Annotated in this window: 17 protein-coding genes and 1 pseudogene; 14 read left to right on the forward strand and 4 right to left on the reverse strand. The window is 39.3% G+C overall.

Annotated elements, in window-relative coordinates; all coding sequences use genetic code 11:
* Window positions 1-66: 66 nt before the first annotated feature.
* The 3 genes from rpmB to ACWIUO_RS02370 form a co-directional block, all read right to left on the reverse strand.
* Complete coding sequence (gene rpmB / locus ACWIUO_RS02360; protein WP_454176340.1) at window positions 67-258, reverse strand: 50S ribosomal protein L28; 192 nt, start codon at window positions 256-258, stop codon at window positions 67-69.
* 153 nt (window positions 259-411) lie between these two features.
* Window positions 412-1,269 (reverse strand): hypothetical protein, encoded by an 858-nt coding sequence (locus tag ACWIUO_RS02365; protein WP_454176341.1) that lies wholly within the window; start codon window positions 1,267-1,269, stop codon window positions 412-414.
* A 14-nt stretch (window positions 1,270-1,283) separates the two neighbouring features.
* The gene (locus ACWIUO_RS02370; protein ID WP_454176342.1) at window positions 1,284-2,384 is read right to left on the reverse strand and encodes an outer membrane beta-barrel protein; all 1,101 of its coding nucleotides are present in this window, start codon (window positions 2,382-2,384) and stop codon (window positions 1,284-1,286) included.
* A 378-nt stretch (window positions 2,385-2,762) separates the two neighbouring features.
* Here ACWIUO_RS02370 and ACWIUO_RS02375 point away from each other — a divergent pair, with 378 nt between their 5' ends.
* The 5 genes and pseudogenes from ACWIUO_RS02375 (at window position 2,763) to bioD (ending at window position 7,381) form a co-directional block, all read left to right on the forward strand.
* Window positions 2,763-4,328, forward strand: coding sequence for a coproporphyrinogen-III oxidase family protein (locus tag ACWIUO_RS02375; RefSeq protein ID WP_454176343.1), 1,566 nt, complete (start codon window positions 2,763-2,765; stop codon window positions 4,326-4,328).
* Between the two features lie 205 nt (window positions 4,329-4,533).
* Window positions 4,534-5,409: an ABC transporter substrate-binding protein gene (locus tag ACWIUO_RS02380; protein ID WP_454176344.1), complete on the forward strand. Its 876-nt coding sequence runs from the start codon at window positions 4,534-4,536 to the stop codon at window positions 5,407-5,409.
* 173 nt (window positions 5,410-5,582) lie between these two features.
* Entirely contained in the window at window positions 5,583-6,275 is a 693-nt protein-coding gene (locus ACWIUO_RS02385) for a uroporphyrinogen-III synthase (RefSeq protein ID WP_454176345.1), read from the forward strand.
* Window positions 6,276-6,475: 200 nt separating this feature from the next.
* Window positions 6,476-6,622 (forward strand): annotated as a pseudogene (locus tag ACWIUO_RS02390) (AAA family ATPase); the annotation flags it as partial.
* A gap of 93 nt (window positions 6,623-6,715) precedes the next feature.
* A complete protein-coding gene (gene bioD / locus ACWIUO_RS02395) occupies window positions 6,716-7,381 on the forward strand; it encodes an ATP-dependent dethiobiotin synthetase BioD (RefSeq protein ID WP_454176399.1) in 666 nt (221 codons plus the stop codon).
* Between the two features lie 301 nt (window positions 7,382-7,682).
* Here the strand turns inward: bioD and ACWIUO_RS02400 are convergent, their stop codons facing one another.
* On the reverse strand, window positions 7,683-9,041 hold the full coding sequence (locus tag ACWIUO_RS02400) for a hypothetical protein (protein ID WP_454176346.1): 1,359 nt from the start codon (window positions 9,039-9,041) through the stop codon (window positions 7,683-7,685).
* A gap of 234 nt (window positions 9,042-9,275) precedes the next feature.
* Here ACWIUO_RS02400 and ACWIUO_RS02405 point away from each other — a divergent pair, with 234 nt between their 5' ends.
* From ACWIUO_RS02405 to ACWIUO_RS02445, 9 genes are all read left to right on the forward strand, one after another.
* Complete coding sequence (locus ACWIUO_RS02405) at window positions 9,276-9,557, forward strand: FeoA family protein (protein ID WP_454176347.1); 282 nt, start codon at window positions 9,276-9,278, stop codon at window positions 9,555-9,557.
* Window positions 9,558-9,625: 68 nt separating this feature from the next.
* Window positions 9,626-10,348 carry an endonuclease III gene (gene nth / locus ACWIUO_RS02410; RefSeq protein ID WP_454176348.1) on the forward strand — a complete coding sequence of 241 codons (723 nt, stop codon included), beginning with the start codon at window positions 9,626-9,628 and terminating at the stop codon, window positions 10,346-10,348.
* Window positions 10,349-10,578: 230 nt separating this feature from the next.
* Window positions 10,579-10,992: a chemotaxis protein CheX gene (locus ACWIUO_RS02415; RefSeq protein ID WP_454170925.1), complete on the forward strand. Its 414-nt coding sequence runs from the start codon at window positions 10,579-10,581 to the stop codon at window positions 10,990-10,992.
* Between the two features lie 39 nt (window positions 10,993-11,031).
* On the forward strand, window positions 11,032-11,397 hold the full coding sequence (gene fliN / locus ACWIUO_RS02420; RefSeq protein WP_454170927.1) for a flagellar motor switch protein FliN: 366 nt from the start codon (window positions 11,032-11,034) through the stop codon (window positions 11,395-11,397).
* 82 nt (window positions 11,398-11,479) lie between these two features.
* Entirely contained in the window at window positions 11,480-12,748 is a 1,269-nt protein-coding gene (locus ACWIUO_RS02425; RefSeq protein ID WP_454176349.1) for a hypothetical protein, read from the forward strand.
* Window positions 12,749-12,817: 69 nt separating this feature from the next.
* Window positions 12,818-13,585 carry an energy transducer TonB gene (locus tag ACWIUO_RS02430; RefSeq protein WP_454176350.1) on the forward strand — a complete coding sequence of 256 codons (768 nt, stop codon included), beginning with the start codon at window positions 12,818-12,820 and terminating at the stop codon, window positions 13,583-13,585.
* Window positions 13,586-13,656: 71 nt separating this feature from the next.
* The gene (gene pyrC, locus ACWIUO_RS02435) at window positions 13,657-14,844 is read left to right on the forward strand and encodes a dihydroorotase (protein ID WP_454176351.1); all 1,188 of its coding nucleotides are present in this window, start codon (window positions 13,657-13,659) and stop codon (window positions 14,842-14,844) included.
* A 34-nt stretch (window positions 14,845-14,878) separates the two neighbouring features.
* Complete coding sequence (locus tag ACWIUO_RS02440) at window positions 14,879-16,957, forward strand: motility associated factor glycosyltransferase family protein (protein ID WP_454176352.1); 2,079 nt, start codon at window positions 14,879-14,881, stop codon at window positions 16,955-16,957.
* A 305-nt stretch (window positions 16,958-17,262) separates the two neighbouring features.
* Entirely contained in the window at window positions 17,263-19,827 is a 2,565-nt protein-coding gene (locus ACWIUO_RS02445) for a TonB-dependent receptor domain-containing protein (RefSeq protein ID WP_454176353.1), read from the forward strand.
* The last annotated feature ends 444 nt before the right edge of the window (window positions 19,828-20,271 follow it).

A 20,271-nucleotide genomic window follows, 5' to 3' on the forward strand; every position in this document is an offset into this window, starting at 1 on the left:
TGCTAAACGCACTAGAATCATTTTAAAAAATCATAGATTTTAAAAGTGGATTCTAGCAGTTTGATTTTATGAGTTGTGCTTTCTCATCGTGCGGAGCGTAGAGGCTGCTACTCGCACTTTTAGGCTTGTGCCATCATCTAGCTTTATGCGGATGGTTCGCAGATTTGGCAAGCTACGCTTTTTGGTTTTGTTGTTTGCGTGGCTTACATTATTTCCTACCATTGGTCCTTTGCCTGTAAAAAAACATTTTCGTGCCATTTGTGTTCCTTTTGGTTTTAGATTTTGCGTTTGTTTGGGGGGTTTGGATTTTGCCAAATGCCATTTATGCCATCAAACAACGCACACAAAGAAGCGCATTTTAGCAAATTTTTATTACATTCGCGCTTAAACGCACTTCAATAAAGCAAAAATCTAAAATCCAAAGCCTATTTCAAGCATTGTCAAAATATTATCACTAGCGGGGTAGCGCACATTTACAGGATTCCCTACAACGCCTTGATTGGAAGTGTGCAATAGTAGCTCGCTTTGCCCGATATGGCTATATCTAGCACTCATTTTGATAAATATCAAGGCTTTTTCAATGATAGGCATAGAGATGCTCACACTTCCATTTAGCCCGTATCCGCTATCGGCTATTTCTGCGCGATTTGCATAAGTCTGCGAGATATTATAATATGATTCAAATATCCATTTCGCGCCAAATGCGTATTCAAGGGCTAGCTTGCCTAATGGGAATCTACCATCGATTTCTGCGCCTATGCCACGCGTATTTAGCTTAAATCCATTGCCTTGTTCGTAGTCTCTTTTGTGCGTTTGTGCTTCATATACGAGGTTTATAAAAAGTGGAAATGTTTGATTTGTTACATTAAACCCAGCTTTAATGGGCAAAATGTAAAACAACTCTTCCATTTTGTTGCCATATAGGCTAAAAGCATTTCCGCTAAGATTTGATTCTCCTAGCCCGATTTTTACATCGGTTAGCACTTGTAGCCTCTCTTTGTCATCTGCGATTCTAGCATACGCGCCGATTAGCCAGCCATAGCCATTGATTTTGGCATTATCCCCTTTGTCAAGCCCATACCACCCACCAGCACTTGCGCGGACATTGAAGCATAGATATTCGTGGCAGATTCCAAAGGCATTGCTTGAGATAGCGCACGCAAATGCACAAATCACAAGCATTTTAGCGATAACAGATTTTTGCCTAAATCGTTTTTCTTGTGTGGCTAGTTTGTGCGTTATTTGGTTTGATTTTAGTTGGTTTGTCATTGCTTTTTCCTTTTTTATCGATTATAGATGGAGGGGTATTTTGAAGTGTTGCTTGTTTTTGCGTTTGTGGTTCGCATATTTATGTTTCTATTTTGAGGGTTTGTGGCTTTATTTTGTGGGGCATTGCTTCGTGGAGGTGTGCTTTTTGGAGGATTGTTTTTTGGAGGATTGCTTCTTGGTGCTTGTTTTGTTTTTTGGTTAGGGTTTTTATTGCCACTGCGAAGTGTATTTTGGCTAGTTTTGTTAGGTGTTTTGCTAGATTTTGCATTGTTTTTAGTTGCCATTTGCTGTGTGCTGTTTGCTTTGCTTGTATTTATGCTTAGCGTGTAGCGAAAATACACCGCATAGTTTGATTTGACACTATGTCGGTAGTTTAGATTTATGCCTACATTGCTAGCACTTCTTTGATACAAAAGATGCTCGATAAATGGGATACTAACGCCTATTTCCATTCCATTGTATTTCATATAATGTAGCCGAAATCCTAAGTTTGCCCCCACATCTAAATGCGTTTTTTGTATGGTTTGTGTGGCAGTTTGCGTAGCGGTAGCTTGGGCTTGTCTCCATTGTGCTTCTAGCTCGCTTAATCTATTAGAATCATAAGTCTTTGCTCCCAAATAAAATCCACCAAAAAATCCCGCATCAACATTTGGCTTTGAGATGGCGTTTAATAGCACATCAAACGCTCCGCCATAGCTCATCGCAGTAATATCTTGTTTTTGGTTTTCATCATCGATAAATCGCGGATTTGTATAAGTAAAATACGCCCCCAAGCGAAATCCAAATTTATCACTAAAAAAATGTTTGTATCCAAGTATGCCACCATATTGCATTTCACTTACCGTGTGATTGTAAGGAACGCCTCTTATGCCACCCACGCGGTTTTCTTTATTGTATGCCAAATCCCCATAGCCTACTTGAAATCCTGCAAAAACGCCACTTACTTCGGCATTTGCTAGATTTAACGCTACTAAGATTGCAAACAACGCGCCACCCAAAATTTTTTGATTAAAATTGTTTAAAATAAAGTTGAATTGGGATATGTTGTTTTTGTTTGTTGATTTTGCTATTTTGTTATGTTGTTGATTTTTTGTCTTTGAGGGTTGCTTTATCATTTGGATTCCTTGTATTTTGCGTTGTGTTGCGTTTTTTGTCGTGTTTGAAATTTTTGCATTTAGATTTTGCATTAGGACTAAAATCTAAAAAAAAACTAAAAAATCTAACCATATCTGCAAATCATTGTAGCCATTTTTTTGTTTTTTGTCGCAAAGGTGGCGCATTTATCGCTAAATTTTAGCATATTTTCGCATAAAAGTTACTTTTGGTAATTTTGCGTCAAAAATGTGTTTTTGGCTATTTTTTGGTTACAATGCTTTTTTTGAGCTAGCAATTTGTATTTGATTATGTTTTTATTTGCGTCTAAATTTGCATTCAAAATCTTTGCATATTTGCATAAAATGCAGGCAAGACAAAAAAAAGGTGTTTAGCAAAAAATGATTTTATACATTCATATTCCATTTTGTGAGAGTAAATGCGGGTATTGTGCGTTTAGCTCGGTGGTGCTAAAGCCACACGATTTAGAGAGATTAAAAAAACAATACATAGACGCGCTTATTTTGGATATTTCTCATTCGCTAAAAGCATATCAGCAATTTACCACGCAAAAAACTAATAAAATGTCTAAACATAAGGGTTTTATGAGCATTTTTAGCAGTTTAGATTCTCAAGTGCTAGATTTTGGTGATTTTGCCTATGAGGGAGAATCTAGTCGCGTTGTTTTGGATTCTATCTATATCGGTGGAGGCACGCCAAATACACTAAATGAGGGCGATTATGAGAGAATCTTTGGGGTGATTTTTGATAATGCAAGATTGAGTGAAAATGCCCAAATCACCATAGAAGCAAACCCAAATTTGCTACATAAAAATTGGTGTAAATCTTTGCGCTCTTTTGGTGTAAATCGCATAAGTATGGGGGTGCAGAGTTTTGATAATGCAAAATTAAGATTTTTGGAGCGCGCGCATACTAGCAAGGATATTTTTAAGGCTTTGGAGTTGGCTAGCATTTTTAGGGATTCTAGCATTGATTTAATCTATGGCACGCCACTAGATTCTAAAATCTTGCTAAAAAACGAGGTGGCACAAGCTGTGAGTTTGCCTATTTCGCATATTTCAGCCTATTGTCTTATGCAAGAAAATGGCGCAAAAAATGCGACCAAATATGCCAAACTAGAATCTAAAATGAAAGATTCTAGCCCAAATCTAGCCCAAAATCAATCCAAAAGCCCTGCGCTAGATTCTATAAAACTAGATTCTAGGGATTTTGATTTTTGTGGCGATGATGGGCTAGAATCTAGCCAAATGGGCGAAATAGTGCGAAATGAGCTAACAAAATATCATTTTTATCAATATGAAGTTTCTAGTTTTGCCAAACATATTGCAGGGCAAAATAGCACAAAAAGCGCGCATAATCTTAGTTATTGGCGTGGGGAAGAATACCTTGCTTGCGGGCTTTCAGCGGTGGGTAGGGTAGGGCAGTGCCGATACAGCGGGGAGGATACTTTATCTAGCTATATTGCCTCGCCTTTATCCAAAAAATGTGAGTGGCTAAGTGCGGAGGATTTGGCATTTGAGCGGGTGTTTTTGGGGCTTAGGAGTGAGGTTGGGATTTTGCTAAGTCATAGCTTAAAAAAGCGGATTTTAGAGGCTTTGGAGGCAAAATCTAGTGGAATAAATCATTTATCGCAAAAAATCCACCCAAATAATCAACAAATGCTACAAAATCAGCAAAATCTGCAACGCCCAAAAATAATTCCACAAAAAATAATCTCGCAAACAATAATCCCAAATGATAATTTGGAGCAAGACATAGCAAACGCGCTAGAAAAACTTATCAATCCTAGACGAATCGCTATTTTGATAAGTGAGGGAAAATGCGACATAAAAGGGCAAAATCTAATTACTCAAAATCTAATTACTCAAAATTTAGTTGCTCAAAATCTAATTGCTAAGGACTATTTTTTAGCCGATGAAATCGCATTGTATATCACAAGTCATTAAGGGATATTTTTTATAAACTTTGCTATAATCTTGCTTTTGGATTTTGCAAATAAGCGCGAAAACAAGCCCAAAGCCAAAATCTAGCAAAGGCACAAAATCTACGCCAAGAGCATTTTGCAAGCACATTTGTAAAGCGCATTTTGTAAGCAAATTGTAAGCAAATGTTTGCAAGCAAATGCAAAAACTTACACAAAAAGGAGTTACAATGAGATTTTCTACTAATAGCTACCCTAGCCAAAATAGCCTACCACATACACGCATTCAAGCCCGCACTTCAAACGCTATCAAAAACCTTTTTTGCAATGTGTTTTCGCTTCAAAAGTCGCTATTTTTTTGCGCGTTGTTTTTATCGCTATTGTTTCAAGGGTGCAAAGATAGCAATCTCACTATGGCTACGGCTGCGGAATTTAGACCTTTTGAGTATGTGGAAAGTAGCGAGATAAAGGGCATAGATATTGACATAGCCAAAGAAATCGCCAAACGGCTAGATAAAAAACTAGAAATCAAAAATATGAAGTTTGATTCTGTCATATCTGCGGTAAATAGCGGGGTGGCAGACATTGCTATTAGTAGTATTACGATAAATTCTGTGCGGGAGAAAATCATAGATTTTAGCACGCCATATTATGAAGCTAGCCAAATGGTAATCATAAAAAACAATGATTCGCGCTTTGTAAATATCAGTTCAAAAGAGGAATTGCTAGATAAAATCAACTCCATAAAAGGGCTAAAAATCGCCGTAGCCGTAAGCACGACAGGCTCTTCTTATGTGATGAGGGATAAAGAGCTAGGATTTAGCGGGTTTGATAATGCTACGCCAAAAGCCTATACAAATAGCACGCTAGCCCTAAAAGCACTCATTTACAATCAAGCTGATATTATGATAATCGATGAAATGCCCGCCACTATGCTTACAAGGACAAATCCTACCACGAGCCTTTTGCCTTTTAGGCTTACTGAAGAGCATTATGGCATAGCTATCAATAAGCAAAAACCAAAGCTAAAAAAATCTATCCAAAAAGCCCTAGATGAAATGAAAAATGACGGCACGCTAGAGGCAATCATTAGCAAGTATTTATAAAATTTGTCGTTGTTTTTTGGGATTTTTGAGTTTTTTGGGAATTTTTTTTGGGGGGCTTTTTTGGCATAAGATTTTGGGATTTTGCAATATAAATTTTTAAAAATCAACCCCCAAAAACCCAAACACAAAAAACTTTGATTTTGCAAATTTGCAAATCTGCAAAAAGGGCGTAAATGCGCGAAATTGTGTTAATAAATTCTAAGCCATTTAGAGATATAAAAACGCTTGTGGTAAATGAAATCATATATTTGCCACTGCATAGTGCCCTAATCGAAGCGCGCATAAATCCATCAAACCCCGATATAGAGGCATTGATTTTCACTTCCAAGCACGCTATCAAATCCCTTGCAAAAGAGATAGATTCTCGTCCGCAGATGAGTAAATTTTATCAAATCCCTAGCTTTGTCATCGGCGCAGGAAGCGCACAAAGCCTGCAACAATACAATTTCAACCTTGAATATGTCTCGCCAGATTCTCACGGGGAGAATTTCGCAAATGAGCTAATCCAAAAGCTAAAAGGCAAAAACGCGCTATATATCCGCGCCAAAAAAATCGTATCACGCCTAGATGAGAGGCTAAATGACGCAAAAGTCTCTCTCAAACAAGTCATCGCCTATGAAAACAAAACAAAAATTTTGCCACAAAATCTAAAGCCAGCCCCACGCTCGATTTTGATATTTACAGCCCCTAGCAATTATTATTCATTTGTGCAAAATTTTGGGTGGGATGGCAGTTATGTGGCAATCGCTATTGGAATGACGACTTTTGGCGTGCTAGCAAAAGAGAGCACACGCTATGTCGCCCCTAAGCAAAATATCGAAAGCTGTGTGGATTTTGCAAAAGAGCTAGCGCAAATCTATCCATAAAAAGCAGGTTTTTGTAGCGATAAAATAGCGATAAAAAAACTAAAAACGCAAAATCTCAAAAATCCACATAGCTTATAAAAAGTGCAAAATCTTGATTTTGGCAAAAAGAGACAAAAAGGTAAAAAAGGGAAAATCTAAAAAATTTCGCTTAGCAAAAATTTATAAAAATCTACAAAAATCCTAAAATCAAAAGAGGCAAAATGGCACAAATCTATGTCGCAGGTATCCACACAGACGCGGGCAAAACTCATTTTAGCGCGGCATTTTGCTATGCGTTTAGAAAATATAGCTATTTCAAACTTATCCAAGCAGGCGAGCCAACGGACACTTCGCGTGTAAAAGAACTATTAGATTTTGCATTTGATTTTGAAAAAAAAGCTGACGAACAAGGCGGGCAAGATAAGCAAGTCAAGCAAGATTTTGGGGCGCAAGATTTTGATATTTTTGAGAATTTTAACAATTTGAACATAGCAGATTGTAAGGTAGATTTTAAGGATTTTGATGAAGCGGATTCTAGGTTGCAAGATTTTAGCAAACAAGATTTTATGCCGCCCAATCATCAAATAAAACTACACAAAGAGGGCATAAAGCTAGCCACACCCACCTCCCCGCATATCGCAAAAATACGCGAAAATCTGCAATATAATGGCTTAGAAATCCTCCTGCCAAATTTGAGCGAAAATCCAAACTGCATAATCGAGCTAGCAGGGGGGCTATATACGCCACTTGATGACAAGCATTGTATGATTGATTTTATGCGTGCAAATCCGCGTGAATGCGTGCTTGTGGGGAGGTATTATTTGGGGTGCATAAATCATATTTTGCTAAGTTTGGAAACACTAAAAAATGCGAATATAAACGCGCTATGTGTCGCAATGAGTGGCGAAAAACTATCAACAAAATCTAAACAAACGCAAAATCCAAAAAGCATAAATGATAATGATTTGAGCGATAATGATTTGCAAGTGCTGATAGATGATTTTGTCGCTAAATACGCAGGCGTGCCTATCGTGCATTTGCCCTATTTTGAAAATCCAAAAGATTTTATGTTCTCTGCTAAAACGCTAAAAAATGAAATGCTACAAAAAGTAGATTTTAGATTTTAAGCAGGCAAAATCTATGGCAAAGATTTTATGCTAACTTTTTGGCTAGGCTAGCATTATTGATTTTAGGACTAAAAAATATTAACTAGGTGTCAAAAAGCGATATTCTAAAAACGCCTTTCCATAGCTTGTGTGCGTGGGTTTTGTGCCATCTTTGTTGTCGCGATTGTTTTGCTCCATATACACGCCTACTAGCCCAAAATGCAAGCCTTTATAAATATTCCAATTCGCCCCAAGCGCGATTTGGAGCTGCTCTCCCCCTAAGATTCTAGCTTCGTTACCTTTAGAATATCGAGCCGTTAGATTAAAACGCCACAGGGTCGTATTTGAGTGCTACAAATCCCCACGCAGAATCTGTATTTGCTTGAAACATATTTGTTTGATGCGTGCCATTATGCCAGCCACCCGCTGCGATGATATTGTATAAAAATGGCGTTTCATCTTCGGCTTCAAAAAGATATAGATTCCCACCCATATGCGCTTGCAAGAAGTCATTTGCGCCCGTGCGGGCATAGCCAGCACCGATTTTGTATCCTAGTCTTCCGCGCTCATAGGATAGGTTTGGCTGAATGGTTAGCAAGTAAGTATCGCCTAGTTTTCTATCCTCATTTATAGAGCCTATTGCCCAGCCTTTGCGCTGTGAAGAGAGATAGTTGCCGTGTGCTAAAATCTGCAATGAAAAGGGCGAGCCACCAAACCGAATATCGTGGGAAATCTTCGCCCCAAACATATAGAAAAAATCAGTAAGATAGTAGGCATAAATATCACCCAAACGATACTCGCCAACCCCCAGCTTTGCCCCTAGCACAAGCTCATTTCCACCATAATAAAGTTCTTTAAACTCCACAAAATTGCTTGTTTCCTCTCGGCTTGAGTGGGCGTATTCATTTATCCACGCGCCATAGATTTCGCCATATCTAAAATCATAGGCGATATGTGCGCCCTGCATATGCTCCCCCACCCAATCCACAATCGCATCAAACCTGCCCGCTTGAATGCTAAAACCACGATATTCATAGCGCAAAAATGCGTTGTTATTGTTCCAATCATTGCCGACTTCATCGCCTAAATGATTGCCGATGTATTCGTGGGCATTGTGCCGTAAAGCACCGCCTAGAAGCGAAGTCGCCCCCCAAATCCCTATGGTAGCATTTAGCAAGTGGTCGTTTTTGGCATAAAAATCATAAGAGAGGTTTGCACTAAAATGAAGCGTGAGGTAAGAATCCCTCTCTTTGCCTAGTATGGAGGATTTGCCAAATGTGCCTATGTGTCCGTAAAGCTGTGTGCGGTTTAGGATTTGGGTGATGATGGGGCGTGGTGGTTGTGCGTCTTGTTGGGGGTTGCTTTGTGTGGCTATATTTTGTGTGTTTTTATTTTGTGCGTCTTGCGTGGATAGCGAATCGTTTTCTAAATCATTTGAGTCTTTTTCTAAGCCATTTTCTAAGTCGCTTGCTAAGTCGTTTTGGCTAGAATCTAGCGAAGTCATAGAAGTAGCATAAATGGCAGAAGTGGCATTTGTGCTAGATTTTGTTGTGGATTTTGCGCTAGATTGCGAGCTAGAATCTATGCTAGATTTCGCGCTAGATTTTAGCACATTTGCATTTAGACTAAAATGGCTTAAAGCAAGACATAGCGGTATCAAAGCGAAATTTTTAGCAGACATTTTTTATTTCCTTTATTACAAAATCTATTTTCAATTTGGTGTAATTTGAAAATGTTTATGAGTAATGTTAGCGTTTTTATTTTAAATAAATGATAAAGATTATGATAAAAGTTAGTCATTTTTCGCGTTTAATTTGAAAATAAATGCTAAAATCCAAAGGTTTTTTATTTATGCAAAATTTTAGAAAAATTTAGCAAAATCTTTGATTATCCAAAATCAAAAAAAGGAACAAAAATGACGCATACGCTTGAAAATATCACCAATACGCTAGAAATATGCCAAACCTGCACGCTAGATAAATGCAAGCCAAATCATTGCTACAAAATCTCTTCTATACATTTTTCTAGCAACGCTATCAAAGAGCGGCTTGCTTCTTTTGGTGTCGTGCGCGGTGCGCTATGCACGATGCTATGTATCGCTCCCAATAAATCCACGCTATCCATACAGGTAAATCAAACCCTAGTAGCCCTGCGCGAAGAGGAAGCAAGGCTAATTTGCGTAGAGCCTATTAGCTAAATTGTGGCTTAATTTGAGTTGAAATATTTGCATAAACTTGCTACAAAATCTTAAAAAAAAGAGCAAAAATGTCATCACAACCAAAATCTAGTAAGCAACTACATTCTAGCAAGCAACCAAAATCTAGCAAACCCCATAAAATCGCAACAAAAAAACCAAATCCAAAATCTATCGCCACGATAAAAACTCGCTTTTTAGAGCATTATCCAAACGCAAAAACTGAACTAGTCTATAAAAATGTCTATGAACTTTTGGTATGCGTGATGCTATCAGCCCAATGCACCGATAAACGCGTAAATATCGTAACCCCCGCACTTTTTGCCCGCTACCCAAACCCAAACGCGCTATCAAAAGCAAATATCAACGAATTAAAAGATTTAATAAAATCTGTTTCGTTTTTTAACAACAAAGCTACAAATCTAATCAAAATGGCAACGCAAGTGATGAGCGATTTTGGTGGGGAAATCCCAAGCACGCAAGAAGAGCTAAAATCCCTAGCAGGCGTGGGACAAAAAACTGCAAATGTCGTGCTGATAGAAAGCAGGCAAGCAAATGTAATGGCGGTGGATACGCATTGTTTTCGCGTGGCACATAGGCTAGGGCTAAGCCACGCGAAAAGCGCGATAGAAACAGAAGCGGATTTGACAAATATTTTTAAAGACAATCTAGCTACGCTTCATCAAGCATTTGTGCTATTTGGGCGATATATTTGCAAAGCGATAAAACCGCTATGTCAGCAGTGTTTTTTGCAAGAATTTTGCCTAAGCAAGAGTAATTTTAAGCCCGCATAAAAGTGGCATAAAGCCTGCATAAAATCTAACCATTTATCACAAAAATCCAAACCAAATATATGCCCAAAATCTACCCAAAATCTGCGCATAAAAGGCACAAATATTGCTAGATTTTGCATAATATTGTGTAATAGTGCTATAATATTGCATTTTGTATGACGCATGCCAATATTGCATTATGCTAGCAAATGTGGCTTGTAGCATAGAACACATAGCAAGGACGATACGCGATGGAAATCATAAAAGAGAGCTTTTTTGAAGTGATTAAAAATTCTATTGGAGTTTCCCCAGAGGAATCCATAATCCCCGTAAAGAGAGGGTTTCTAGCCTCGATAGATACTTTTAGCAAAGAGCGCGAACTAGAAGTATATCTTGTGTTTAATAAGCAGTTTTTGCATACAATGTGTGAGAATTTTTTGGGCGAGGAAAATCCTAGCTTAGAAGCACTAGAAGATATGGCAAAAGAGCTTGCAAACCTCGTGGTAGGGCACGCCAAAGTCATCGCACAATCCAAAAATCATAATTTCACTATCTCCACGCCTCAATATCTTGGCGTGCGCGTGATAAAAAACTACAATCACGGCTTGCATTTTCGGCTAGATGGCGGGGGGCATTGCAGTATTTTCATAAGAAATAAAGACTAGATTTTAGCCAACACCAAACATAAAACGCTAGGGGACAAAATGGCAAAAGAGCAAAAATCTATCCTTGATAAAAAACGCACTCACACTCCAGAGGAAATCGAGCTTGCGACATACCTCGAAGAGATGATGGAGGATTATGAGGGGTTGCTTGATATGGGAGTGGTTTTTACTGCGGATTTAGGCTCTACCAAAATCCCGCTTGCCGAAATCCTCAAATTTGAAAAAGGTTCGATTATTGATTTGCAAAAGCCAGCGGGGGAGAGTATCGATGTGTTTGTAAATGGCAGAATCGTAGGCAAAGGCGAAGTAATGGTGTATGAGCGAAGCCTAGCGATTCGTCTAAATGAAATCTTAGATTCTAACGCGATAATTTATTATATCGCGCGCACAAATCCCTATGAATAAGTGAATAAGGGAATAAGGATTTAGATAAATACCGAACTTAGCGCAAAATCTAACACAAAATCAAAACAAGCAAAGGGAAAAAATGCTACTTAGCCTGCCACAAAGCACAAAAAAAAGCCTAAAACAAAATCCAACACAAAATCTAAAACGATTTGTTGCGTTGGCTATGTTTTTGCCCTGCTTTGTGTTTGCTTTGACGCAGTCTAAAGCCCCCTCATCAAACTCACAAAATCCATCGAAAAATCCCTCACAACATATTTCAAATGTCAAACAAATCCAATCTTTCCCAGATTCTAGCCAAGATAGGCTTGATGTGTTGCTTTTGCTAGATTCTAGCTTTAGGGGCGAAGTGGGTAGCGCGACTATCGCAGATGAGCGACTTAGCGTGATTTCTAGCGTGGGGCTAGGCACTAAATGGAGCAAGACATTCACAGATTCTCCCATTGCTAAGCTAGAGATTATTCCGCATAATAACAACCTCTACATAAACGCCAAAGGACGCAAACGCTACTATCTAAAACCAAGTATTTCCAAAGACAAAAGCACGCTTAGACTTAGCTTTTATGCGGCTGATTCTGCGATGTTGGATTCTTTGCTATCTACGCCTACCACGCTCAAAGCCACGCCGATAGAAGAAGTATTTAGCGATATAAAAAACATTTCTACCAAACTAGCTAGTAAAGAAAATCCATTTGCCTACACTGCGGAAAATACCGCTTCTCAAAAAACAGATATAAGCCTAGATTCTGCCCTGCAACCAAAATCAAATCCCCAAAATCCACAAAACCCCAAAAACGCGCAAAATGATAGCTTTTTTGATTGGGGTGCGATAGCGCAAGGTGCGGAGTTTAATGCAAGCGATTACGCGCTATATCTAGCCGTATTTGCCAGCGTGATTGCGCTTTTGTTGTTTGTGCGATATATTGTCCGCAGGGGTGGCTCTGCAAATGCCTCGCTAAAAGTCGTATCTCAAAGCCAAATCGATAGCAAAAACAAAGTCGTAATCTTTGAAACAAAAGATTATTTTTATATGGTGCTTTTGGGAGAGAAAAATAATATTTTGATTGACAAAATCCCACGCGGTGGCGCAAAACCGCTAACCGTTGGCTCGGTGCTAGATTCACTAGGCGAGCCAAAAAATCCTACTAGGTTAAAAACTCAGCCTATTTCAAAGCCCGCTACTAAGTCGCCTTTGTCCGCACAAGTCGCACCAAAACAGCCTATCGCTAGGACGCAAACCACCCCTCAAGCCATCGCTCCCAAACCCTCTCCATTAGAATCTTTGCCCATCGGCAACGAACATTCGTTCAATCAAGATTTTTGGGACGCCCTAAAAAGTGGCAAAAGATAAACGCAAAAAAAGATAAAAATGGCAAACAAAAAACAACGCAAAAACTACAAAACTAAATGAGAATCAATTATGAGACAAGCAAATGCCCTTAGCGTAGAATACAACACCCAAGATAGATTTTGGCTATCTTTTCTTTTTTCTGTGATTTTGCACATAGCCATAGTGGCTATGCTGTGGTTTATCAATGAGCAACTAAAAAAGCCAAAACTCCACAAAGTCGAGCTAGATAATATTTTGTTTCTAAAAAGAGGCGATAGTTTTGACAAAAATGACAATACGCCCGGCACCCCTCCGCCATCTATCGCAAGCCCAGAGACCACCCCTCCCATTCCACCAAGCGTAAATCAAAATATGCAAGAATCTACTTTCAAAGAGCAACGACAAAGCAAAAGAGTCCCTATACCAAAAGAAAAACAAGAATCCAAAAAAACTTACCAATCCCTAAGAGAGCCAAAACAAGCCCCAGCGCAAACCTCCAAAGGCAGAGATAGAATCACTTCGCGTGCGATTAACGAGCTATATGGACGCGAATGGGGGGATTTGGGTAGTGTAGAAAAAGATTTTATAACAAACAATCTGCGCGAAATCGCTCGCATAACTCAAAGCTATTTAGAATATCCTCAAGCAGCGGGCTATCTAGGACAGCAGGGCGAAAATGCGGTAGAGTTTTATTTGCTTCCAAATGGCGATATACAGGGGCTTAGACTACTTCGTAGCTCCAAATTTAAATTGCTTGATGAAAATTCTACAAAAACCATTCGCATAGCGTTCAAAGACTACCCACGCCCGCAAAAACCAACGCTTATTCGCTTTCATATCACTTATCGTTTGGATTAGGTTTTAAGATTTTGTGCTTTTGTCATTATCCACTGCAACAAAAGCATAAAAATCCACAAATAAGGAAAAATATGCACATCACACTTACAAATCCGCTTGATATGCACCTGCATTTGCGCGATGGGGCTATGCTAAAATCGGTGCTTGGGTTTAGTGCGAGTGAGTTTGTGGGAGCGGTGATAATGCCAAATCTAAACCCCCCAATCGATAGCCTAAAATCCGCGCTTGCGTATAAAAAGCGGATTTTAGACGCGCTAGAATCACTAACCAAAAATCCTAACACTTCGCAAGATTTGAGAGAATCTATCAAAAACTTTTCCCCATTTTTAGCCCTATATATCACGCAAAATCTTAGCTCAAATGAGCTAGAACAATGCGCAAAACATACCGACAAAAAGGGCAATAACAACGATTGTAAGATTTTAAAACTTTACCCAAAAGGTGCGACTACGGGTAGTGAGAATGGAATAAAATCGATTCTAAGCCAGCAAATGCTAGATATTTTTAGCGTAGCACAAGATTTTGGATTTATCCTTTGTATCCACGGGGAGAGCGCGGGGGAGGCGTTTGAGCGTGAATATGAGTTTGGAGAGATTTTTGCCTATATCGCTTCGCATTTTCCGCGATTAAAAATCATCATTGAGCATCTTAGCGACCACCGCTCTTTGCCCCTCTTAGATGAGTTTAGCAATATTTATGCTACGCTTACTATGCACCATATTACCCTTGATATAAACGCCCTTGTGGGAGGTGCTTTGCAGCCTCATTATTTTTGCAAACCTGTGCTAAAGCGCGTGGTTGATAGGGAGGCACTAGCCTCTTACGCGCTAAATGCAAATCCTAAAGTTAGCTTTGGTTCAGATTCTGCTCCGCATAGTTTGCAAGCTAAGTTCACGCAAGGTGCGGCGGGGATTTTTAGCGCGCCAAATCTTTTGGCACAATTAGCAGAGTTTTTTGATTCTCACGATGCGTTAGAAAATTTGCAAGCATTTGTGAGTGATAATGCGATGAAAATCTATGGGCTAGAATCACATTTTATACATTTACCACGCAAAGTCATCACGCTAGAGAGGGGGAAATCTACTATCCCAAACGCCGTGCGTATAAGTGATGGCATAAGCGAGCAAAAAAAAGCGAATATAGATTTTGCTAGCAAAGAAGATTTGCAAGATTTTGCAAACGATTGCGTGATTCCATTTCGCGCAGGGGAGCAAATCAAATGGCAAGTCCGCAAAATCCAAAATCTTAAAAATCCCTAAATCTAAACAAAGTAAAATCTAACAAGGCACGCGAATGAAAGATAATGTATTTGCAAAAAATCTCTCTATCTTAAGCCAAATAGACCCCGCACTTTTTTACGCACTCACAAACTGCAAGCCAAATGAAAAATATGAAGTCTTTATGGATAGCGACCCTGCAAACTACAATATCATCGACAAAGGCGAAAATACCCCCGAAAATCTAGCTGATAACGCAACTGCAAATAACGAAACTAAAATCAACCAAAATCTAGCCCAAAATCTAGTCCCCAAAATCCAAAATCCACAAATCCCAACGCCCAAAATACCGACTCCCAAAATACCGACTCCAATGTATCTCTCAAAACCCATCGATGAGATAATGCAAAAAAATACGGATTTAGTAGGCTATTCTTACTATCCATTTTTGTATATGTATGGGCTTGGCAATGGCGTGCTTTTAAAGCTACTTTTTAATGAGCAAAGACAGCGCATAGTGGTGTTTGAGCCAGAATTAGAGATTATTTTTATCGTGCTAAATTTGCTTGATTTTTCAAGCGAATTGCAATCCCAAAAGCTAGTGATTATCCACTCTCCGCAGGCAAATTATATCCGCATAGATTCTCTTTTTGATAGCAACAAATATGCTAGAATCTTTGTCAAAACCTATGATTTATTGCTATCTTGTAATTATTATGAAAAATATCAAGATGATATTTTGCGAATCAATGGTTATTTTATCAAAGCAATAGAGCAAGCAGTAGTGAGTGTGGGAAATGACGCGCAAGATTCTCTCATAGGCATTTTGCACCATATTATCAATTTGCCAGATTCTTTGCGCTCGCCAAATGTCGATGAGCTATATCGCGCTTTAGCGGGCAGGGACACGGCGATTATCATTTCCACAGGACCTAGCCTGCATAAGCAACTCCCCTTGCTAAAATCTATCGCGCCTTATGCGACTTTGCTTTGTGTCGATGCGAGCTTCCCCATACTGCATAAGCACGGAATCAAACCAGATATTGTCATAAGCCTAGAGCGCGTAAAAGAGAGTGCTAGATTTTACACCGATACGCCAAAAGAAGCGCAAGAGGGGGTGATTTTTTGCCTTACTTCCATCGTGCATAATGACACAAAAAATGCCATAACAAATGGCATAAAACAATTTAGTTTCCGCCCTTTTGGCTATACAAGCCTTTTTGGATTCCACGAGTATGGCTATTTGGGCATAGGAATGAGTGCTGCAAATATGGCGTATGAAATCGCAATGGGTGCGAAGTTTAAGCGATGTGTGTTTATCGGGCAGGATTTAGCTTTTGGGCAAGATGGACGCACGCATTCACAAGATGCTATCTATGGCACAAAAGAAAAACAATACAAACAACAGGGCATAATGATACAAAAATACGGCGGTGGGGGCGAGGTAGAAACAAGCAAGGTTTGGAAGCTATTTTTGCATTTTTTTGAAAAAGACATAGCCCGCACAAAAGAAATGGAAGTGATAAATTCCACAGAGGGCGGGGCGCGTATAAATGGCACAAAAGAGATTGCTTTTTCCAAAGTGTGTGAAATGATAAAATCTAATCCTGCTCCAAAATCTGCGATAAATCTAGCAACCCCAAGCCAAAAAATGAGCGAGAAAAATATCATTTTGGCTTACAAAAAATGCCTAGACATCATCAAATATGGCAAGAATCAAAAAAAGAAAATCGAAGCGGTGTTTTTACGGCTAGTAAAAGAGCTAGAGAGGGTAGAAAATCTAAACAAAAAAGGGCAGCTAGACAAAATAGATTTTGATAAATTAGCCAAGATAAGCGAGCAAATCGAGGGGGTAAAATCCCTTTTTAGCGAGGTAAAATTTACCAACTATTTTTTAGACGCCATTCAGTCTTATATATTTCATCAAGAGCTAGACATAGCCAAAGTAGTCGCCACCTACACCAAAGATGAAGAGGGGCTAAAAGCGAAGCAATTAGAATGGCTTTATTATCATAAATATTGGCTTTTTTCGCTAGCAGGCGGGATAGACTGCGTGATAGAATCTGTGAAGCGTGGGCTAGGGCAGTGGCAAAAAAGCGATTTAGCAATCATTCAAAAAGCAGGCGTGAAAATGCTAGATTTATCTAGCGATTAGCCTTATGGATACTTCGCCCCCTATGTGTGAAAATAATTAGGCAATCATTGCTACACTAAGCAAATAAAGTAACCAAAAATACAAAATCTAAAACAACAACATTCAAAAATTTTTCTATTTTTATCATTTTTGTAATCAAACGATTTTTTCTCATTATTTTAGCATTTTTGATAATTTTTAGAAATAGTTACCAATTTATTAAAATTTAAGATTTTTATTAAAATTGTTTTATTATGATTGCGATTCGCTTTTGTATTTTTATCACTATTTACAAAAGCCACTATTTTATGTCGAAAGGATTTCAAATGAAAACTTCTAAGCACAAAAACGCTACAAAGCACGATAGACACGGCAAGATTACTTTATCGCTTGCTAGCATTTTTGCCTTCTCTAGTATGCTAGTAGCCACTCCAAACAAGCCACATTCTAGTGATTCTAATGGGGGGGGGGGCGATAATAGCACGATAATCACCCCTAGTGATAATTCCAATATTTCGCAAGAATCTAGCACGGATTTTGCTAATCCACAATCCGCTTCGCAATCTAGCTCACAATCTGCTTCACAATCCAATTCGCAATCCGCCTCTTTTGTAGATTCTGCTTCGATGGATTCCGCCTCGATAGATTCTTCGCAAAATCCACAAAGCGACTCCACCAAATCAGCAGAATCAAAAAGCAATGATTCTGCCAAATCCAAAAAATCCAAACGATACAACAAACTAACCAAAAACGCGGACAAAGAGTGGGAAAATGATAGCAAATACGACAACATAGACGCAAAGCAACTAGACAAAGTCGTGGTAACTGCTAGTGGCTATGAGCAGGATATAAAAAACGCCCCTGCGACTATTAGCATTATCCCAAAAGAAGAGATTATGAGCCGTCCGATTCGCGACATAGGCGATGTAGTGCAAGATGTGCCCGGCGTGTCAGTAGAGATGCAAAAAACAGGTGGCAACTCTATCTCTATGCGTGGGCTTGGCTCTAGCTACACGCTGATTTTGATTGATGGCAAACGGCAAAATGTCGCGCAAGGATTTAGCACAAATGGTTTTGGCGAGGCGTTAAACTCAAATATGCCACCGCCATCGATGATAGAGCGAATCGAAGTCATACGCGGACCCGCTTCTACGATTTATGGTAGCGATGCGATGGGTGGCGTCATCAATATCATCACCAAAAAGCACACGGACAAAGTAACCGCAGGTGTGCAAATAGATACAAAACTTGCCGAACACCACAATATTTTTGGAAATACCTATGGCATAAATGCCTATGTAACCACGCCATTAGTAGAAAAAGTGCTATCGCTAAATTTGCGCGGTGGCTATAAATATGGCGAAAACAATAGATTTTATAAACCTGCGGGATTACAAGCTGCCACAGGCGGAGGCGGTGGTGGCGGGGGAGGCGGTGGTGGAGCAACCACAAACCCTTACGCAAACCCCTATGCCACGCATTCATCTACGGGCTTTACAAATTGGAATGCTGGATTTCGCTTTAACTACACGCCTGAGGAACACAATAGCCTTTATTTTGACGCAGAAGCGTATTTTGCCCGTGTAGGCTCACTAAACACTTCTGGCAATCAAATCACAGCAATCCGCGATTTTTACAAAGTAAATTCTGTGCTAAACCACGATGCGAACTATGATTGGGGCAAACTAAATACTTATGTGCAATACTCTGCCACGCTTTGGGCTTCGCATAATAATGTCAGCATTGGCGCAAACAAGGGCGACTCTGTGGCGTGGGAAAATGCAAGTATCAATCAAGACGCAGTTTTTCAAACCACTTACAACAAAGCCTTTGATTTGGATTGGGCGGGGGCTATCATCTTTAATGGTGGGCTATATTATCTCTATGAAAATCTCTGGCGCAAATCTAATGGCGTAAAAATGGATATGCACCAAGTCGCACTTTTTGGCGAGGGCGAATATCTAATCAACGAATATGTATCCACGACTTTGGGATTGCGACTAAATTATAGTGATAAATTTAAATCCATAGCCGTGCCAAATCCGCGCTTTTATGTCAATGTCAATCCTACAAATTGGCTAACTTTTAAGGCGGGAATCTCAAGCGGTGTGCTTGTCCCGCAACTAAGCTATCTATATGATGGGTGGAATATGACAGCGGATAATTCAGGCACACTAGGCAACAAAGACTTAAAGCCTGAGCAAAGCTGGAACTATGAATTAAGCGCGATTTTTGATTTTGAATCCACAAATCTAACGCTTACAGGATATTACACAGATTTTCGCGACAAAGTCTCTACGCAACCATATACAGATAACACTTGCACGAGCGATTCTACTTGCTCAAGGGTGCTAAATGTCGATAAATCGCTTGTAACGGGCGCGGAACTTGCCTTTAAACTCAAACCGATTTATTATGGAATCGGGCTTGATATGAGCTATGCTTTCACTTACACGGAGATTTTAAGCTCTTCGCAAAGAAGCGGGGCTACTTCGTATGCAGACTACTACAAAGGCGAACCGCTAAATCTAATCCCACGCCATAGCTTTGTCATCAAACCTAGCTATAAAATCGGTGGCTTTGAGGCATTTTTACGCTGGACTGGAAAATTTCAAACGCCCACACCTATCCCTGCGCCAAATAACCAAACCGCAGGAAATAACCGCGTGCGCGGGGCGATTGGCAAGTTTTACAAAGATTATCAAATAGTGGATTTGGCATTAAGCTATACATTTGATTTTGGCTTGGCTGCGACATTTGCTATCAATAACTTGCTAGATACGAACTTTTGGGACCCGATTTTGTTTAACAGCAATCAAAACTACACAAATCAATATCAGCGAATCTTGCCGTCTAGAAACTATTGGCTGACTCTAAGGTATGATTTTTAGTAGGGGGGTATTTTTTGGGACTATGCAGATTTTTAAGGTTTAGCGATTTACGAAGTAGATTTTGCTTGCAAAAAAGCAAATCAAAGCAAATAAAGAGAAGTAAAAAGCAAAATAAAAAAGGTTTTCTTGCTAGCACTTGAGAGAGAAAAAGCAACTAGCAAAGAAAACCTAGACGGAGTAAAAACAAGAGCAACGCATAAAGATGGACTAAGATATATGTTTATATCAAATTCAACTTAAATGCGTTAGCCAAACTTTATAAGCCGTTTGGCTGGGGCGAGTTTTGCCACAAATTTGCCACAAAAAAGATAAACAACATCTAAAATCTAGTGCAATAGATTCTAAAACAATAGCGAAAAAATACGATTTTACGCGACTTCTAGGCTAGTTAAGTTTATATGTTGGCAAAATCTTTGTCGCATTTGTAACTTATTTAAACTTTAA

The organism is Helicobacter sp. T3_23-1056, assembly GCF_053654535.1.

Excerpts from the sequence above, each read along its gene's own strand:
- rpmB (WP_454176340.1), bottom strand. The coding sequence starts at position 258 with ATGGCACGAAAATGTTTTTTTACAGGCAAAGGACCAATGGTAGGAAAT.
- ACWIUO_RS02365 (WP_454176341.1), bottom strand. The coding sequence starts at position 1,269 with ATGACAAACCAACTAAAATCAAACCAAATAACGCACAAACTAGCCACA.
- ACWIUO_RS02370 (WP_454176342.1), bottom strand. The coding sequence starts at position 2,384 with ATGATAAAGCAACCCTCAAAGACAAAAAATCAACAACATAACAAAATA.
- ACWIUO_RS02375 (WP_454176343.1), top strand. The coding sequence starts at position 2,763 with ATGATTTTATACATTCATATTCCATTTTGTGAGAGTAAATGCGGGTAT.
- ACWIUO_RS02380 (WP_454176344.1), top strand. The coding sequence starts at position 4,534 with ATGAGATTTTCTACTAATAGCTACCCTAGCCAAAATAGCCTACCACAT.
- ACWIUO_RS02385 (WP_454176345.1), top strand. The coding sequence starts at position 5,583 with ATGCGCGAAATTGTGTTAATAAATTCTAAGCCATTTAGAGATATAAAA.
- ACWIUO_RS02400 (WP_454176346.1), bottom strand. The coding sequence starts at position 9,041 with ATGTCTGCTAAAAATTTCGCTTTGATACCGCTATGTCTTGCTTTAAGC.
- ACWIUO_RS02405 (WP_454176347.1), top strand. The coding sequence starts at position 9,276 with ATGACGCATACGCTTGAAAATATCACCAATACGCTAGAAATATGCCAA.
- nth (WP_454176348.1), top strand. The coding sequence starts at position 9,626 with ATGTCATCACAACCAAAATCTAGTAAGCAACTACATTCTAGCAAGCAA.
- ACWIUO_RS02415 (WP_454170925.1), top strand. The coding sequence starts at position 10,579 with ATGGAAATCATAAAAGAGAGCTTTTTTGAAGTGATTAAAAATTCTATT.
- fliN (WP_454170927.1), top strand. The coding sequence starts at position 11,032 with ATGGCAAAAGAGCAAAAATCTATCCTTGATAAAAAACGCACTCACACT.
- ACWIUO_RS02425 (WP_454176349.1), top strand. The coding sequence starts at position 11,480 with ATGCTACTTAGCCTGCCACAAAGCACAAAAAAAAGCCTAAAACAAAAT.
- ACWIUO_RS02430 (WP_454176350.1), top strand. The coding sequence starts at position 12,818 with ATGAGACAAGCAAATGCCCTTAGCGTAGAATACAACACCCAAGATAGA.
- pyrC (WP_454176351.1), top strand. The coding sequence starts at position 13,657 with ATGCACATCACACTTACAAATCCGCTTGATATGCACCTGCATTTGCGC.
- ACWIUO_RS02440 (WP_454176352.1), top strand. The coding sequence starts at position 14,879 with ATGAAAGATAATGTATTTGCAAAAAATCTCTCTATCTTAAGCCAAATA.
- ACWIUO_RS02445 (WP_454176353.1), top strand. The coding sequence starts at position 17,263 with ATGAAAACTTCTAAGCACAAAAACGCTACAAAGCACGATAGACACGGC.